This is a genomic window from Enterobacter sp. WI-ESBL-E8 (assembly GCF_053364895.1).
On the sequence record NZ_JBRWXJ010000001.1, the window covers coordinates 4421371 to 4438483 of the forward strand.

The 17113-nt window shown below is 53.3% G+C and carries 13 protein-coding genes and 2 tRNA genes; 1 reads left to right on the top strand and 14 read right to left on the bottom strand.

All coding sequences use genetic code 11. From position 1 onward, the window contains the following. Positions 1–14: 14 nt before the first annotated feature. From nlpI to ACWHWP_RS21080, 9 genes are all read right to left on the bottom strand, one after another. Complete coding sequence (nlpI, locus tag ACWHWP_RS21040) at positions 15–899, bottom strand: lipoprotein NlpI (protein WP_017693920.1); 885 nt, start codon at positions 897–899, stop codon at positions 15–17. A gap of 108 nt (positions 900–1007) precedes the next feature. Continuing rightward, the gene (pnp, locus tag ACWHWP_RS21045) at positions 1008–3146 is read right to left on the bottom strand and encodes a polyribonucleotide nucleotidyltransferase (protein ID WP_063429171.1); all 2139 of its coding nucleotides are present in this window, start codon (positions 3144–3146) and stop codon (positions 1008–1010) included. Positions 3147–3388: 242 nt separating this feature from the next. Continuing rightward, positions 3389–3658 carry a 30S ribosomal protein S15 gene (rpsO, locus tag ACWHWP_RS21050; protein ID WP_003861789.1) on the bottom strand — a complete coding sequence of 90 codons (270 nt, stop codon included), beginning with the start codon at positions 3656–3658 and terminating at the stop codon, positions 3389–3391. 154 nt (positions 3659–3812) lie between these two features. Next, positions 3813–4763, bottom strand: a complete 951-nt coding sequence (gene truB / locus ACWHWP_RS21055) for a tRNA pseudouridine(55) synthase TruB (RefSeq protein WP_447856320.1) — start codon at positions 4761–4763, stop codon at positions 3813–3815. Next, on the bottom strand, positions 4763–5167 hold the full coding sequence (gene rbfA / locus ACWHWP_RS21060) for a 30S ribosome-binding factor RbfA (RefSeq protein WP_003024988.1): 405 nt from the start codon (positions 5165–5167) through the stop codon (positions 4763–4765). The genes truB and rbfA overlap by 1 nt, the downstream gene beginning before the upstream one ends. 212 nt (positions 5168–5379) lie before the next feature. Beyond that, positions 5380–8067, bottom strand: a complete 2688-nt coding sequence (infB, locus tag ACWHWP_RS21065) for a translation initiation factor IF-2 (RefSeq protein WP_047347714.1) — start codon at positions 8065–8067, stop codon at positions 5380–5382. Between the two features lie 24 nt (positions 8068–8091). Then, entirely contained in the window at positions 8092–9594 is a 1503-nt protein-coding gene (gene nusA / locus ACWHWP_RS21070) for a transcription termination factor NusA (protein WP_029739628.1), read from the bottom strand. A 28-nt stretch (positions 9595–9622) separates the two neighbouring features. Then, on the bottom strand, positions 9623–10075 hold the full coding sequence (rimP, locus tag ACWHWP_RS21075; protein WP_032639709.1) for a ribosome maturation factor RimP: 453 nt from the start codon (positions 10073–10075) through the stop codon (positions 9623–9625). A gap of 207 nt (positions 10076–10282) precedes the next feature. Further along, a tRNA-Met gene (locus tag ACWHWP_RS21080) sits at positions 10283–10359 on the bottom strand. Positions 10360–10646: 287 nt separating this feature from the next. Here ACWHWP_RS21080 and argG point away from each other — a divergent pair. Then, on the top strand, positions 10647–11993 hold the full coding sequence (gene argG, locus ACWHWP_RS21085; RefSeq protein ID WP_047347713.1) for an argininosuccinate synthase: 1347 nt from the start codon (positions 10647–10649) through the stop codon (positions 11991–11993). A 178-nt stretch (positions 11994–12171) separates the two neighbouring features. Here argG and ACWHWP_RS21090 read toward each other — a convergent pair. From ACWHWP_RS21090 to ftsH, 5 genes are all read right to left on the bottom strand, one after another. Beyond that, a tRNA-Leu gene (locus ACWHWP_RS21090) sits at positions 12172–12258 on the bottom strand. 9 nt (positions 12259–12267) lie between these two features. Further along, positions 12268–12600, bottom strand: coding sequence for a preprotein translocase subunit SecG (gene secG, locus ACWHWP_RS21095; RefSeq protein WP_023333590.1), 333 nt, complete (start codon positions 12598–12600; stop codon positions 12268–12270). A 223-nt stretch (positions 12601–12823) separates the two neighbouring features. Further along, positions 12824–14161 carry a phosphoglucosamine mutase gene (gene glmM, locus ACWHWP_RS21100; RefSeq protein WP_047347712.1) on the bottom strand — a complete coding sequence of 446 codons (1338 nt, stop codon included), beginning with the start codon at positions 14159–14161 and terminating at the stop codon, positions 12824–12826. Beyond that, on the bottom strand, positions 14154–15002 hold the full coding sequence (gene folP / locus ACWHWP_RS21105) for a dihydropteroate synthase (RefSeq protein ID WP_059312170.1): 849 nt from the start codon (positions 15000–15002) through the stop codon (positions 14154–14156). Before folP ends, glmM begins: the two co-directional genes overlap by 8 nt. Positions 15003–15100: 98 nt before the next feature. Next, positions 15101–17035 carry an ATP-dependent zinc metalloprotease FtsH gene (gene ftsH / locus ACWHWP_RS21110; protein WP_010436002.1) on the bottom strand — a complete coding sequence of 645 codons (1935 nt, stop codon included), beginning with the start codon at positions 17033–17035 and terminating at the stop codon, positions 15101–15103. Positions 17036–17113 lie beyond the last annotated feature (78 nt).

Consider the following 17113-nt stretch of genomic DNA (forward strand, 5'->3'; position numbering starts at 1 on the left):
GTTTATGTCGTCAGCTATTGCTGGTCCGATTCTGCCAGGTCGTCTTGCTCCTGGCCCAAGAGCGATAATTCCAACAATGCATAACGGTGCTCAACGAAGTTGTGTACGTTGTTAGCAACCGCTAATTTGAACAGTGCCGTAGCGCTGTCCATATCCCCCAGACTTAGGTAGTACTTACCTAAATAGAAGTTGGTTTCACTGAGATGCTCAGCGAGCGAGGTGTTATCCGTTGCGTCCGCCTTGAGGCGTTCCATCAGCGTTGCTTCGCTAATGTTGCCCAGGTAGAACTCGACAATGTTCCATCCCCACTGTTCCTTGTCCGATTTATCGAAGCGCTGTTTCAGTGCCTCTTTTGCCTGCTTCTCATCGAGCTTCTGCTCAACGATGTAAAGCCACAGGCTACGGAAAGGATCATTAGGATCGTCTTGATAAAACGCCAGCAGATCATCTTGCGCTAACTTATCACGACCGCCGTAATACAAGGCGATACCGCGATTCAAGTGCGCGTAGTTGTAAGTTGGATCAAGCTCAAGTACAGAATCAAACGCTTCATAGGCAGCATCAAAATTGCCTGCCTGCGTTAAATAAATGCCTAAGTAATTGAATACTTCAGGCATATCAGGTCGGATAGCCAGCGCTTGTGAAAAATCATTTCGCGCTAATGCCCTCAGACCGAGACTATCATACAACACTCCGCGCTCATATAAAAGCTGTGCGCGTTCGTCATCGGTTAAAGCCCGACTGGCAAGTATTTGTTCCATGCGTGCCAGGATCACTTCCTGCTGCAAAGTCGGTTGCAATGGCACTGCGAGGACTTCGCTCTTACGCCAGGCAGAGTTGCTGCATCCTGCCAGCGTTAAAGCTGTCGCAACGAAACACCAGCGCAAAAAAGGCTTCATTTCCCACTCCCGAAGACAACAATTGGATGAACGTCCTGTCCCCCGGCGGCTTAACAAGGCGTCCTGCCTGATAATAGGCCCTCCGCAAAGCGGAGGGCAAATTGCAACTTACTCGCCTTGCTGTTCTGCTGCCTGTGCTTCTGGCGCAGCAGCTGGCTGAGACTGCTCGGTTGCTTCTTTAATGCTCAGACGGATGCGGCCCTGGCGATCAACTTCCAGAACTTTAACCGGTACTTCCTGACCCATCTGCAGGTAATCAGTCACTTTCTCAACACGCTTATCAGCGATCTGAGAGATGTGGACCAGACCTTCTTTACCGCCACCGATGGCAACGAACGCGCCAAAGTCAACGATACGGGTCACTTTACCTGCGTAGACGCGGCCCACTTCGATTTCTGCAGTGATTTCTTCGATGCGACGAATGGCGAATTTCGCTTTCTCGCCGTCGGTTGCTGCGATTTTCACAGTACCGTCATCTTCGATTTCGATAGTGGTGCCAGTCTCTTCGGTCAGCGCACGGATGACGGAACCGCCCTTACCGATAACATCTTTGATCTTGTCTGGATTGATCTTGATGGTGTGGATACGCGGTGCGAACTGGGAAATGTCGCCGCGTGGCGCATTAATCGCCTGTTCCATCACGCCCAGGATGTGCAGACGCGCACCTTTAGCCTGGTTCAGAGCAACCTGCATGATCTCTTTGGTGATACCTTCAATTTTGATATCCATCTGCAGAGCAGAGATACCGTCGCGGGAACCCGCCACTTTGAAGTCCATATCGCCCAGGTGGTCTTCGTCGCCCAGAATGTCAGACAGAACAACATAGTTGTCGCCTTCTTTCACCAGGCCCATTGCGATACCCGCAACAGCGGCTTTGATCGGCACGCCTGCATCCATCAGCGCCAGAGATGCGCCACACACGGAAGCCATTGAAGAAGAACCGTTGGATTCGGTGATTTCAGAAACCACACGAACGGTGTACGGGAATTTATCCGCTTCTGGCATCACTGCCAGCACGCCGCGCTTCGCCAGACGACCGTGACCAATTTCACGACGCTTAGGCGAACCTACCATACCGGTTTCACCTACGGAGTACGGAGGGAAGTTATAGTGGAACAGGAAGCTGTCAGTACGCTCGCCCATCAGTTCGTCGATGTTCTGTGCATCACGCGCGGTACCCAGCGTTGCAGTAACCAGCGCCTGCGTTTCGCCACGGGTGAACAGTGCAGAACCGTGAGTACGTGGCAGTACGCCAGTGCGCACATCCAGACCACGGATCATGTCTTTTTCACGGCCATCGATACGCGGCTCGCCTGCCAGAACGCGGCTACGAACAACGTTTTTCTCGATTGCGTGCAGAATTTCGCTCAGCTCGTTAGCATCCAGCGCTTCGTCTTCAGCAACCAGCGTCGCGATAGTTTCAGACTTGATCACGTCAACCTGAGCATAACGCTCTTGTTTGTCAGTGATACGGTATGCATCGCTCAGGCGAGATTCTGCCAGTGCAGCAACGCGTGCGTTCAGCGCGTCGTTTACCGCTTCTGGCTGCCAGTCCCAACGTGGTTTACCGGCTTCTTTCACCAGGTCGTTGATGTTCTGGATAACAACCTGCTGCTGATCGTGGCCAAAGACCACAGCGCCCAGCATCTGGTCTTCGCTAAGGAGTTCAGCTTCGGATTCAACCATCAGCACAGCGGCTTCAGTGCCCGCAACAACCAGGTCCAGCTTACTTTCTTTCAGCTCTTCCTGGGTTGGGTTCAGCACATACTGGTCGTTGATGTAGCCAACGCGCGCTGCACCGATTGGGCCATTGAATGGAATACCAGACAGTGACAGGGCAGCAGAGGCACCGATCATCGCCACGATGTCCGGGTTAACCTGTGGGTTAACGGAAACAACGGTCGCAATAACCTGCACTTCGTTAACGAAGCCTTCCGGGAACAGCGGACGAACCGGGCGGTCAATCAGACGCGCGATCAGGGTTTCGCCTTCGCTTGGACGGCCTTCACGACGGAAGAAACCACCCGGGATTTTACCGGCAGCGTAGGTACGCTCCTGGTAGTTAACGGTCAGCGGGAAGAAGTCCTGACCTGGTTTAGCTTTTTTCTGGCCAACTACGGTAACGAATACCGCAGTGTCATCCATGCTTACCATAACGGCAGCAGTAGCCTGACGTGCCATCATGCCGGTTTCCAGCGTGACGGTATGTTGACCATACTGGAATTTACGAACGATCGGATTCAGCAAAGTTCTGTCCTTTCTTAAATGTTTGACAGCACACCACCGGTGTGCTGTCGATTTAACCCGACCTTCTTCGCATCCTCGCGACTAATGACAACCAACACCCCCATGGGTGAAGCCTCTCATTAGCCGCGCGAACCTCTGCAATGAAGATCATTTATAGCAACAATACAATAGTTTCCAGTGAATTGCTGCCGTCTGGTTGAAAAAAGGGGCCATCAGGCCCCCTTTTCTGAAACTCGCAAGACTTAGCGACGCAGACCCAGACGCTCGATCAGCGCGGTGTAGCGTGCAACATCTTTACGTTTCAGGTAGTCGAGCAGTTTACGACGCTGAGAAACCATACGCAGCAGACCACGACGGCTGTGGTGATCTTTTTTGTGCTCTGCAAAGTGACCCTGCAGGTGGTTAATCTGTGCAGTCAGCAGTGCAACCTGAACTTCGGTAGAACCGCTGTCGTTAGTACCACGACCAAACTCAGAAACGATTTTAGCTTTAGCTTCAACGCTTAGAGACATTTTCAAACTCCAAAGTATAAAGAATGTAAGGATGCCGATCTCTAATTCAGCAATCCAATGTACGCCCCGCAGATTGTTAAACAATTTACCAGGCGTTAAGCGGCGATATTCTACTCGTCTCCCCTGCTTATCGCAAGGTGAGCCGTTATCGCCATCACGCTTCGACCGGATATTCGACGACCAGACGACGCGGCGCAACGCGCCCTTCGCCATCCATTTCGCCCATCCCGATGAACTTACCTTCGTCACCTTCGGTGACGCGGACCAGCCCTTCCAGCGGCGCTTCCGTCGTACGAACCGGATTGCCGTTCTTAAAGTAAACGGACGATGTAAAAGGAAGATTAACCACCGGAAAGTCTGCTGCCGGACTGTCCATCGGCATCAGCAAGGGATCGAGCAAATCTGCCGATGCAATCCCCTGCGATTCCGCCTGTTCAACCAGCTCGCGCAGCTGTTCCAGGGTCACCATCCGCTCGACCGGGTACTTGCTCACCGCCAGTCGGCGCAGGTAAATCACATGCGCGCCGCAGCCCAGCTTTTCCCCGAGGTCGTCGATAATGGTGCGAATATACGTCCCTTTAGAACAGTGAACTTCCAGCTCCAGCTCGTCACCCTCGTGGCGAATAAAGAGCAGCTCATACACGGTTATCGGGCGGGCTTCACGCGGGACTTCAATGCCCTGACGCGCATATTCGTAGAGTTTTTTGCCCTGATATTTCAGCGCCGAATACATCGACGGCACCTGCATCGTGTCCCCGCGGAAGCTCTCCAGCGCCGCATCAAGCTGTTCAGGGCTGAACGTCACCGGGCGTTCTTCCACCACCTGGCCATCCGCATCGGAGGTATCCGTGCGCTGGCCCAGTTTAGCAATGACGCGATAACGCTTATCGGAGTCGAGCAGGTACTGGGAAAACTTTGTTGCCTCTCCCAGACAGACCGGCAGCATACCGGTTGCCAGCGGATCGAGCGCGCCGGTGTGGCCCGCACGGTTGGCGTTAAAAATACGCTTAACTTTTTGCAGCACGTCGTTGCTGGATGCGCCCTGCGGTTTATCCAGCAGCAGTACGCCATGCACGTCGCGACCGCGACGACGAGGACGACTCATCAGTCCTCCTTGCTGTCGTCCGCCGGGTTAACACGACGCTCATCGTCATGTTTAACCACGCTGGTCACCAGGTTGGACATGCGCATACCTTCGACCAGCGAGTTGTCGTAGAAGAAGGTCAGTTCAGGCACGATACGCAGGCGCATCGCTTTGCCGAGCAGAGAGCGGATGAAACCAGAGGCTTCCTGCAGCGCTTTAATGCCGTTTTTCACCGCGGCTTCGTCCTGATCGTTCAGGAAAGTCACGAACACTTTGGCATAAGCCAGATCGCGGGACATCTCAACGCCAGACACGGTGGTCATCATACCAACGCGTGGGTCTTTGATTTCACGTTGCAGAATGAGTGCGATCTCTTTCTGCATTTCCTGCGCTACGCGCTGTGGGCGACCAAATTCTTTCGCCATAATAAATTCTCCAGACAAAAAAGGGGCTAAAGCCCCTTTTTGAAATTATTGCCGGGTGGCGCTTCGCTTACCCGGCCTACGCTAGTTAATCTTCTAAGGATTTTGGGTTGCAACAAGGCGGCAAGCTCGTGAATCCCCGGGAGCATAGATAACTATGTGACCGGGGTGAACGAGCGCAGCCAACGCAGTAGCGGCCCAAAAGCCGACGAAGATTAAGCGATGGTACGCTGAATTTCGATGATCTCGAACACTTCGATCATATCGCCAACGCGAACGTCGTTGTAGTTCTTCACGCCGATACCACATTCCATGCCGTTACGAACTTCGTTAACGTCATCTTTGAAGCGGCGCAGAGATTCCAGCTCACCTTCGTAGATAACCACGTTGTCACGCAGGACGCGGATTGGGTTGTGACGTTTGATGGTACCTTCGGTAACCATACAGCCCGCGATCGCACCGAATTTCGGTGATTTGAACACGTCACGCACTTCAGCCAGACCGATGATCTGCTGTTTCAGCTCTGGCGACAGCATGCCGCTCATTGCTGCTTTCACTTCGTCAATCAGGTTATAGATGACGGAGTAGTAACGCAGATCCAGACTTTCAGCGTCGATAACTTTACGCGCAGAGGCGTCAGCACGAACGTTGAAGCCAACCAGGATAGCGTTAGAGGCAGCAGCCAGGGTGGCGTCGGTTTCGGTGATACCACCTACGCCAGAACCGATGATCTTCACTTTAACTTCGTCGGTAGACAGTTTCAGCAAGGAGTCGGAGATCGCTTCCACAGAACCCTGAACGTCGGCTTTCAGGACAACGTTCACTTCGTGAACTTCACCCTCGGTCATGTTAGCAAACATGTTCTCGAGTTTAGATTTCTGCTGACGAGCCAGTTTAACTTCGCGGAATTTGCCCTGACGATACAGTGCCACTTCACGCGCTTTCTTCTCGTCACGCACCACGGTCACTTCATCACCGGCAGCCGGAACACCGGACAGACCCAGGATTTCAACTGGAATGGACGGACCCGCTTCCAGCACTTCCTGACCCAGTTCGTTACGCATCGCACGAACGCGGCCGTATTCGAAGCCACACAGAACGATGTCGCCTTTGTTCAGCGTGCCTTCGCGAACCAGAACAGTAGCAACCGGACCACGACCTTTATCCAGGAAGGATTCGATCACCGCGCCGCTCGCCATACCGTTACGGATAGCTTTCAGCTCCAGAACTTCAGCCTGCAGCAGGATAGCGTTCAGCAGGTCGTCAATACCGGTACCCGCTTTAGCAGATACTGGGATGAACTGCGCTTCACCGCCCCACTCTTCCGGCATAACGCCGTACTGGGACAGTTCGTTCTTCACGCGGTCCATATCAGCTTCTGGCTTATCGATTTTGTTGACTGCAACAACCAGAGGCACCTGCGCCGCTTTCGCGTGCTGAATAGCTTCGATGGTCTGTGGCATCACGCCGTCGTCTGCAGCAACAACCAGTACAACGATATCCGTTGCCTGAGCACCACGAGCACGCATTGAGGTAAACGCTGCGTGGCCTGGGGTATCCAGGAAGGTGATCATGCCGTTTTCTGTTTCTACGTGGTAAGCACCGATGTGCTGGGTAATACCACCCGCTTCACCAGAGGCAACCTTCGTAGAACGAATGTAGTCGAGCAGAGAGGTTTTACCGTGGTCAACGTGACCCATGATGGTCACAACAGGTGCACGCGGTTCAGCCGCTGCGCCTGTGTCACGGTCGCTCATTACCGCTTCTTCCAGCTCGTTTTCACGACGCAGGATAACTTTGTGGCCCATCTCTTCAGCAACCAGCTGTGCGGTTTCCTGGTCGATGACCTGGTTGATGGTTGCCATAGCGCCCAGCTTCATCATCGCTTTGATGACCTGAGAGCCTTTAACGGCCATCTTGTTCGCCAGATCGCCAACGGTGATGGTTTCGCCAATCACAACGTCACGGTTAACGGCCTGAGCAGGCTTCTGGAAGCCCTGCTGCAGAGCGGAACCTTTACGCTTACCGCCTTTACCACCGCGAACGGCTGCGCGTGCTTCTTCACGGTCAGCTTTGGATTCAGCGTGCTTGTTGCCTTTTTTCGCCGGGCGTGCAGCTTTGGTGCTGCGAGTACGGCTGCGGCCACCTTCAACCTCACGGTCGTTGTCATCTTCAGCCTGACGCGCATGCTGAGAAGTGGTCACGTGATAGTCGCTGGTATCTTCAGTCGTTTCAGCGACATTCACACCGTTCTTCTCGTTTTCTTCTGCCATACGGCGCGCTTCTTCGGCCACGCGGCGAGCTTCTTCTTCCAGCTTACGGCGGGCTTCTTCTTCCGCTTTACGCTTCAGCTCGGCAGCTTCATTTTCACGGCGGGCTTTTTCAGCCTGGGCGGTTTTTGTCATTTCGTCTGTCTGTTGATTGCTCACTTTGTCTTTTTCCGCAGCGTCACGCTTCGCTTTATCACTTGCGTCGCGTTTCGCTTTTTCTGCGGCCTCACGTTCAGCTTTTAATTCTGCTTCACGTTTAGCGGTTGCTTCCGCCTCACGCTGAGCTTGTTCTTCCGCTTCACGCTGTGCCTGCTCTTCCGCGGCAAGGCGTTCTGCCTCTTGCGGATCACGTTTTACAAAGGTGCGCGTCTTGCGGACTTCAATTTGTACCGATTTGCTTTTGCCACCGGTACCAGGGATGTTTAACGTGCTGCGCGTTTTGCGCTGCAGCGTTAACTTGTCAGGCGTAGAACCGTGTTCGCGGTTCAGGTGCGTTAACAAGGTTTGTTTTTCTTGCGCGGTCACCGAGTCATCAGCGGACTTCGGGATCCCTGCATCAGCAAATTGCTGTACCAGGCGGTCCACGGAGGTCTGAATCTCAGCAGCCAGCGATTTTACAGTTACATCAGTCATGCTGTTCCTTCCTGCTACAGTTTATTACGCTTCGTCGCCGAACCAGCAAATATTACGTGCGGCCATGATGAGCTCGCCGGCTTTCTCGTCGGTTAAACCTTCGATATCAGCCAGGTCATCAACGCCTTGCTCAGCGAGATCTTCCAGCGTACAAACACCACGGGCAGCCAGCTTGAACGCAATCGCACGATCAAGACCTTCCAGATTCAGCAGGTCATCAGCCGGCTTCTTATCGCCAAGGCTTTCTTCCTGAGCCAGTGCCAGGGTGGTCAGTGCGTTTTTAGCGCGTTCACGCAGGGCTTCAACGGTTGGTTCATCCAGGCCGTCAATTTCCAGCAGCTCTTTCATTGGCACATAGGCCAGTTCTTCCAGCGTAGAGAAACCTTCTTCAACCAGAACAGTGGCGAAATCTTCGTCAATATCCAGGTATTTGGTGAAGGTATCGATCGCCGCATGGGCTTCAGCCTGATGCTTAGCCTGCAGGTCATCAACGGTCATAACGTTGAGTTCCCAGCCGCTCAGCTGAGATGCCAGGCGTACGTTCTGACCGTTACGGCCGATTGCCTGCGCCAGGTTGCCCGCTTCAACAGCGATATCCATAGTGTGTTTGTCTTCGTCAACAACGATAGACGCCACATCAGCTGGAGCCATTGCGTTGATCACGAACTGCGCTGGGTTGTCATCCCACAGAACGATATCAATACGTTCGCCGCCCAGCTCAGTAGAGACTGCCTGAACACGCGCACCGCGCATACCGACGCAAGCACCGACCGGGTCGATACGCTTGTCGTTGGTTTTCACCGCAATTTTCGCACGGGAGCCCGGATCGCGAGCCGCCGCTTTAATCTCAATAACTTCTTCGCCGATTTCCGGTACTTCGATACGGAACAGTTCTACCAGCATTTCTGGTTTAGAACGGGTCACGAACAGCTGCGCACCGCGCGCTTCTGGACGCACAGCGTACAGAACACCACGGATACGGTCGCCTGGACGGAAGTTTTCACGCGGCAGCATATCTTCACGCAGGATCACGGCTTCAGCGTTACCCGGCAACCCTTCGGATTTGATCTCCAGGGAGATGTTGTCGCGGTTCACCTTCTTCACCACGCCAGTGATGATCTCGCCTTCCTGATCGCGGAACTGATCGACAACCAGCGCGCGCTCGGCTTCGCGAACTTTCTGCACGATAACCTGTTTAGCGGTCTGGGTGGTGATACGGTCAAACGTAACAGATTCAATCTGATCTTCAACGTATTCACCCACGTTCAGACTTTCGTCTTCAAAACGTGCCGCTTCCAGCGTGATCTCTTTGGTCGGCTGGGTCACTTCTTCAACGATTACCCAACGACGGAATGTATCGAAGTCACCGCTTTTACGATCGATTTCTACGCGAACATCGATCTCTTGTTCGTATTTTTTCTTGGTTGCTGTAGCCAGTGCACTTTCCAGCGCTTCGAAAATCTTCTCACGCGGCAGTGATTTCTCGTTGGAGACGGCTTCAACAACAGCCAAAATTTCTTTGTTCATCGCGGGCTTTTCACCTCAATCCAGACTGTTAAAAGTGGGGAACCAGGTTCGCCTTCTGGATATTACTCAGCGCGAACACTTCATCTTTGCCGTCGACTGTCACCGTGATCATTTCACCATCAACGGCTTTGATAATTCCCTGCCATTTACGGCGGTTCTGTACGGCCATACGCAGAACGAGAGCCACTTCTTCACCGGTAAAGCGCACATAGTGCTCGGCCGTGAACATCGGGCGATCGAGGCCAGGTGAGGAAACTTCCAGGTTGTACGCAACGGTAATCGGGTCTTCAACATCAAGAACCGCACTCACCTGGTGGCTAACATCAGCACAATCATCAACATTGATGCCATCTTCACTATCAATATAGATGCGCAGCGTCGATGTACGGCCGCGAACGAATTCGATGCCGACCAGTTCGTAGCCCAGTGCTTCGACCGGTGCAGTAATCATCTCTGTTAATTTTTGCTCTAATGTGGACAAGCCCACCCCCAAGACATAAAAAAAGGGCGTAAAGCCCAGTTATTCTGTAGTCAGATAACAAAAAACCCCGATAAATCGGGGCTTTAGATAACTGAACCCTATAGCCACAACTGTGGCCTGGAGCACTCTCCGAAAGAATTTTTTCAAATCCAGCTACGAAGGCTCTAAGTCTTCACAGTATATTTGAAAAAGAACTTTATGGGAAAGTGGTTGCGGGGGCCGGATTTGAACCGACGACCTTCGGGTTATGAGCCCGACGAGCTACCAGGCTGCTCCACCCCGCGCCTGAAACGTGGCAAATTCTACGCGTTTTGGACAGAATTTGCAAATAATGCTGGGATTTGGTACCGAAGACGGGACGTAAAATCGGCGTTTAGTATATTGATAGTTGACCCCACCTGTCAAGGCGACTTCCGTCAGCTCGATCAGACCAAAATTTTTACAAAAAACGCATGAGTCTCTTCCGGTCTTCGCCAAAAGATGATTAAATGAATACTCACTTATTTTGCATAAAAATGCACAAGAGAGCGAAAGCGGTCTCTAATCAGTCAATCAAGCAGGGTTTTATTCTATGACGACGATTCTCAAGCATCTTCCTGTAGGACAACGTATTGGCATCGCTTTCTCAGGCGGCCTGGATACCAGCGCTGCACTGCTGTGGATGCGCCAGAAGGGAGCGGTTCCGTATGCATATACTGCGAACCTGGGTCAGCCGGACGAGGAAGACTATGATGCTATTCCTCGTCGCGCTAAAGAGTATGGTGCAGAGAACGCGCGCCTGATTGACTGCCGTAAACAACTGGTCGCTGAAGGTATTGCGGCTATTCAGTGTGGTGCTTTCCATAACACCACCGGCGGCCTGACCTATTTCAACACCACCCCGCTGGGCCGCGCAGTCACCGGCACTATGCTCGTTGCCGCCATGAAAGAAGACGGTGTGAACATCTGGGGCGACGGCAGCACCTATAAAGGTAACGATATCGAACGCTTCTATCGTTATGGCCTGCTGACCAACGCCGAACTGCAGATCTACAAACCGTGGCTGGATACCGACTTCATCGACGAGCTGGGTGGTCGTCATGAGATGTCCGAGTTTATGATCGCCTGCGGTTTTGACTATAAGATGTCCGTTGAGAAAGCCTACTCCACCGACTCCAATATGCTGGGTGCGACGCACGAAGCGAAAGACCTGGAGTTCCTGAACTCCAGCGTGAAGATCGTGAACCCAATCATGGGGGTGAAGTTCTGGGACGAGAATGTCAAAATCCAGGCCGAAGAAGTGACCGTACGTTTTGAACGCGGCCATCCGGTTGCGCTGAACGGTAAAACCTTCTCTGATGACGTTGAGCTGATGCTGGAAGCTAACCGTATTGGCGGTCGTCACGGTCTGGGCATGAGCGATCAGATTGAAAACCGTATCATCGAAGCGAAGAGCCGTGGCATCTATGAAGCCCCGGGAATGGCGCTGCTGCACATCGCTTACGAGCGTCTGCTGACTGGTATTCACAACGAAGACACCATTGAGCAGTATCACTCTCATGGCCGCCAGTTGGGTAAACTGCTGTATCAGGGCCGCTGGTTCGATCCACAGGCGCTGATGCTGCGTGATGCGCTGCAGCGTTGGGTAGCAAGTGCGATCACCGGTGAAGTTACCCTGGAGCTGCGTCGCGGTAACGACTACTCCATCCTGAATACCGTGTCTGACAACCTGACCTATAAAGCAGAGCGTCTGACCATGGAGAAAGGTGAATCCGTGTTCTCGCCGGACGATCGTATTGGGCAGTTGACCATGCGTAACCTGGATATCACCGATACCCGTGAGAAGCTGTTCAACTATGTTGAGAATGGCCTGCTCTCCGCAAACTCAGGTAACGGCCTGCCGCAGGTTGAAAACCTGGAGCACAGCGATAAGAAGTAATCGCTGATGTGAATGTAAAAGGCGTCCACTGGACGCCTTTTTTGTGGCCTTTTGTAGGGCGGGTCAGCGCAGCGCCACCCGCCATTTTGCCCGGTGGCGCTGCGCTGACCGGGCCTACGAACAACAAAAAGTACAGACGAAAAAAAAGACGTCTTTCGACGTCTTTCTTCTGGAATATTGGTACCGAGGATGGGACTCGAACCCACAAGCCCGTTAGGGCACTACCACCTCAAGGTAGCGTGTCTACCAATTCCACCACCTCGGTACAGAATACTTAGTGCGGGATATCGCTAGTCGGCTTAGCCGGTGCAGCTGGCTGAGTTTGCTCAGTTTTAGCTGGCGCGCTCAGATTTTCCCACTCGCTTCCTTTACTGGTCTTGTTGCTGTTGATATTGCCAAGCACCAGGCTGATGATGAAGAACAGCGTAGCCAGAATCGCCGTTGTGCGGGTCATGAAGTTCGCAGAACCACTTGAACCAAACAGCGTACCGGAAGCGCCTGCTCCGAAGGAGGCTCCCATATCAGCGCCTTTACCTTGCTGCAGCATAATCAGCGCTACGAGAGCGATGGCTACAATAAGGAAAATAACTAAAAGAGCTTCGTACATAATCAACCTGTTCCTTGCGGATTTGCCGCATACCAATGCTTCGACCAATTAGCAGGATTTTTGTTTCCCACTGAAGCGGGTGTGAATACTAACCAAAGCGAATGACCTTCGCAAGGGCATTTTTGACGCATTGTATCAACTGCGGAAAAAAACAGCAAAAAGCCATTAATTGCTTAAAACAAAGGCGACAAAAGCCGCCTTTTTAAACATTTAGCGTGCAAGATTATGCAGCTTTTACAGCATCCGCAATACGGTGTGCAAACTCATTGACCTGCGCTTCGTCTTCACCTTCCACCATGACGCGGATCAGCGGTTCGGTGCCAGACTTACGCAGCAGCACGCGTCCACGATTGCCCAGCGCCGCTTCAACGTCAGCCATTACCGCTTTCACGTTCTCATTTTCCAGCGGATCGCCTTTGCCGGCAGTGAAGCGCACGTTCACCAGGATTTGTGGGAACATTTTCATTCCGCTGCAGAGATCGTGCAGGCTCATGTGGTTGCGCGCCATCGCGGCAACCACCTGCAGCGCGGCCACGATACCGTCTCCGGTGGTCGTTTTGTCGAGCAGGATCACGTGACCGGAGTTTTCTGCACCAATACGCCAGCCCTTCTCCTGCAGTTTTTCCAGCACATAGCGGTCACCCACTTTCGCGCGGACAAACGGAATACCGAGCTGTTTCAGCGCCAGTTCCAGGCCCATGTTACTCATCAGGGTACCGACGGCGCCGCCGCGCAGCTGACCCTGACGCAGGCCTTCACGCGCGATGATGTAAAGGATCTGGTCCCCGTCGACTTTATTGCCTTCGTGGTCGACCATGATCACGCGGTCGCCGTCGCCGTCAAGCGCAATGCCCAGATCGGCTTTTTCCGCCAGAACGCGCGCCTGCAGGGCACGAACGTCAGTTGCACCGACCTGCTCATTAATGTTCAGACCATCCGGCTCACAGCCAATGGTAATCACCTTCGCGCCAAGCTCGCGGAAGACATTCGGGGCGATGTGATAGGTCGCGCCATTGGCACAGTCCACCACAATTTTAAGGTGCGCCAGGCTCAGCTCATTTGGGAAGGTGCCTTTACAGAATTCGATATAACGACCCGCCGCATCGACAATACGGTTCGCTTTACCCAGCTCTGCGGAATCAACACAGGTGATCTCTTTTTCCATTTCGGCTTCGATTGCTTCTTCCACTTCGTCCGGCAGCTTGGTGCCATCGATGGAGAAGAACTTGATGCCGTTGTCATAGAACGGGTTGTGAGAAGCCGAGATGACAATCCCCGCTTCGGCGCGGAAGGTGCGGGTCAGGTATGCGACCGCAGGCGTTGGCATTGGGCCAGTAAAGGAGGCAGAAAGCCCAGCCGCCGCCAGGCCGGCTTCCAGAGCAGACTCCAGCATATAGCCTGAAATACGGGTATCTTTACCGATAATGATCTTACGGGAACCATGACGCGCCAGTACCTTGCCAGCAGCCCAGCCGAGCTTCAGAACAAAATCAGGGGTGATTGGAGCATCGCCTACACGCCCACGGATACCATCGGTACCAAAATATTTACGATTACTCATAGCGTTTGTTTTCCTTCGCTGCCAGTGTGGCTTCCACCACACGCATGGCTTCTACTGTTTCTTTGACGTCATGGACACGAATAATGTGTGCGCCCTGCATCGCCGCAATCACCGCGCAGGCCAGACTCCCACTCAGGCGTTCAGCTGGCCCAACATTCAGTAACTGACCAATCATCGACTTTCTCGACATCCCCACCAGTAGCGGCAGGTCAAAGTGATGAAATTCCGATAGGCGTGCTAGCAACGCATAATTGTGTGAGAGATTTTTACCGAAACCGAACCCCGGGTCGAGCAGCAATTTCTCTTTTGGGATACCTGCACGTTCGCAGCGCGCGATATGCTCAATAAAGAAGCGATTCACGTCGGCAAAGACATCGTCGTACTTCGGCGCTTCCTGCATCGTTTTCGGCTGACCCTGCATATGCATAAGACAAACGGGCAGCCCGGTTTCCGCTGCCGCTTCAATCGCGCCCGGCTCGGTGAGTGAACGAATATCATTGATAATGTGAGCGCCCACTTTCGCCACTTCACGGATCACTTCAGGTTTGGAAGTGTCTACGGATATCCATACTTCGAAGCGTTGTGCAATTGCTTCCACCACCGGCACCACGCGCGCCAGCTCTTCTTCCACGGACACGTCCGCCGCCCCCGGACGCGTCGATTCGCCGCCAACGTCAATGATGGTGGCACCTGCATTAATCATTAAATTTGCGTGCTTAACCGCCTCAATAAGCGTGTTATGCGTGCCGCCGTCAGAGAAGGAGTCAGGGGTAACATTCAGGATCCCCATCACATGAGGATGTGAAAGATCGAGATGCGAGTCCTGGGCGAATAATTTCATGGCGAAATCCCTGGTATTTATACGGTTAAACAGAAATGAAAAACCCCGGAGCAAGCTCCAGGGTTTGAGGTACGGACAAATGCTTCAACAGCAGTAACTTACTTATCGCCCAACTGTTCTGACATGGTGTTGCCCGGGTTTGGCGTACGCGGTTCATCAACCGGACGCGGCGCACGCGGGGTGCCATTATTGTCAGAATTATTGGACGCGCCTGGATCTTCCCAGCCCGCTGGCGGACGCACTTCGCGGCGCGCCATCAGGTCGTCAATCTGCGGTGCATCGATGGTCTCATATTTCATGAGCGCATCTTTCATCGAATGCAGGATGTCCATATTGTCGTTCAGGATCTGGCGAGCACGTGCATAGTTACGCTCAACCAAAGACTTAACTTCCTGATCGATGATACGTGCCGTCTCATCGGACATATGTTTCGCTTTCGCCACAGAACGGCCCAGGAAGACTTCGCCCTCTTCCTCTGCGTACAGCAGCGGACCGAGTTTGTCGGAGAAGCCCCACTGCGTCACCATGTTACGCGCCAGGTTTGTCGCAACTTTAATGTCGTTGGACGCACCGGTAGAAACATGTTCAACACCGTAGATAATCTCTTCCGCCAGACGACCACCGTAGAGGGTAGAAATCTGGCTTTCCAGTTTCTGACGGCTGGCGCTGATCGCGTCGCCCTCAGGCAGGAAGAAGGTAACACCCAGTGCACGACCGCGAGGAATAATCGTCACCTTATGCACCGGATCGTGTTCCGGCACCAGACGACCGATAATCGCGTGGCCTGCTTCGTGGTATGCTGTGGACTCTTTCTGCGCTTCCGTCATCACCATGGAGCGGCGTTCCGCACCCATCATGATCTTGTCTTTCGCTTTCTCGAACTCCACCATGGACACCACGCGCTTGTTACCGCGAGCGGCAAACAGTGCTGCTTCGTTGACCAGGTTAGCCAGGTCCGCACCGGAGAAGCCCGGGGTACCGCGCGCAATGATTGCCGCGTCGATATCTGGCGCCAGCGGTACGCGACGCATGTGGACTTTCAGAATCTGTTCACGACCGCGAACATCCGGCAGACCGACCACAACCTGACGGTCGAAACGGCCTGGACGCAGCAGCGCCGGGTCAAGTACATCCGGACGGTTAGTCGCTGCGATAACGATGATACCTTCGTTACCTTCGAAGCCGTCCATCTCAACCAGCATCTGGTTCAGCGTCTGCTCGCGTTCATCGTGACCACCGCCCAGACCTGCGCCACGCTGGCGGCCTACGGCGTCGATTTCATCGATGAAGATAATGCACGGTGCTGCCTTCTTCGCCTGCTCGAACATGTCACGCACACGAGATGCACCGACACCCACGAACATTTCTACGAAGTCAGAACCAGAAATAGTAAAGAACGGCACCTTCGCTTCACCCGCAATGGCTTTCGCCAGCAGGGTTTTACCGGTACCCGGAGGGCCAACCATCAGCACGCCTTTCGGGATCTTACCGCCCAGTTTCTGGAAACGGCTCGGTTCGCGCAGGTATTCAACCAGCTCACCCACCTCTTCTTTCGCTTCGTCACACCCGGCGACGTCAGCGAACGTGGTCTTGATCTGGTCTTCCGTCAGCATACGCGCCTTGCTCTTACCGAACGACATGGCACCTTTGCCACCGCCGCCCTGCATCTGACGCATAAAGAAGATCCAGACGCCGATAAGAAGCAGCATCGGGAACCAGGAAATGAAGATAGAAGCCAGCAGGCTTGGTTCTTCTGGCGGCTCGCCGACCACTTTGACGTTTTTGGTCAGAAGGTTATCAAGCAGCTTAGGATCGTTCACCGGGATGTAGGTCGTGTAACGGTTACTATCTTTCTTGGTAACGTTTATCTCACGTCCGTTGATACGCGCTTCGCGAACCTGGTCCTGATTGACCTCCTGCAGGAAGGTAGAATAATCCACCTTGCGGCCATTCGACTCGCTGGGCCCAAAGCTCTGGAATACTGACATCAGCACGACGGCAATGACCAGCCAGAGAATTAGGTTTTTCGCCATGTCACTCAAGGGATTAACCTCACATTACAACTGTGTTAAAAACAGCGTCAGGATACTCTATATCCAGTTTCATTCAAA

Bases quoted from the DNA above. Each gene is read 5' to 3' on its own strand.
- nlpI (WP_017693920.1), bottom strand. From the start codon at position 899: ATGAAGCCTTTTTTGCGCTGGTGTTTCGTTGCGACAGCTTTAACGCTG.
- rpsO (WP_003861789.1), bottom strand. From the start codon at position 3,658: ATGTCTCTAAGCGTTGAAGCTAAAGCTAAAATCGTTTCTGAGTTTGGT.
- truB (WP_447856320.1), bottom strand. From the start codon at position 4,763: ATGAGTCGTCCTCGTCGTCGCGGTCGCGACGTGCATGGCGTACTGCTG.
- rbfA (WP_003024988.1), bottom strand. From the start codon at position 5,167: ATGGCGAAAGAATTTGGTCGCCCACAGCGCGTAGCGCAGGAAATGCAG.
- infB (WP_047347714.1), bottom strand. From the start codon at position 8,067: ATGACTGATGTAACTGTAAAATCGCTGGCTGCTGAGATTCAGACCTCC.
- nusA (WP_029739628.1), bottom strand. From the start codon at position 9,594: ATGAACAAAGAAATTTTGGCTGTTGTTGAAGCCGTCTCCAACGAGAAA.
- argG (WP_047347713.1), top strand. From the start codon at position 10,647: ATGACGACGATTCTCAAGCATCTTCCTGTAGGACAACGTATTGGCATC.
- secG (WP_023333590.1), bottom strand. From the start codon at position 12,600: ATGTACGAAGCTCTTTTAGTTATTTTCCTTATTGTAGCCATCGCTCTC.
- glmM (WP_047347712.1), bottom strand. From the start codon at position 14,161: ATGAGTAATCGTAAATATTTTGGTACCGATGGTATCCGTGGGCGTGTA.
- folP (WP_059312170.1), bottom strand. From the start codon at position 15,002: ATGAAATTATTCGCCCAGGACTCGCATCTCGATCTTTCACATCCTCAT.
- ftsH (WP_010436002.1), bottom strand. From the start codon at position 17,035: ATGGCGAAAAACCTAATTCTCTGGCTGGTCATTGCCGTCGTGCTGATG.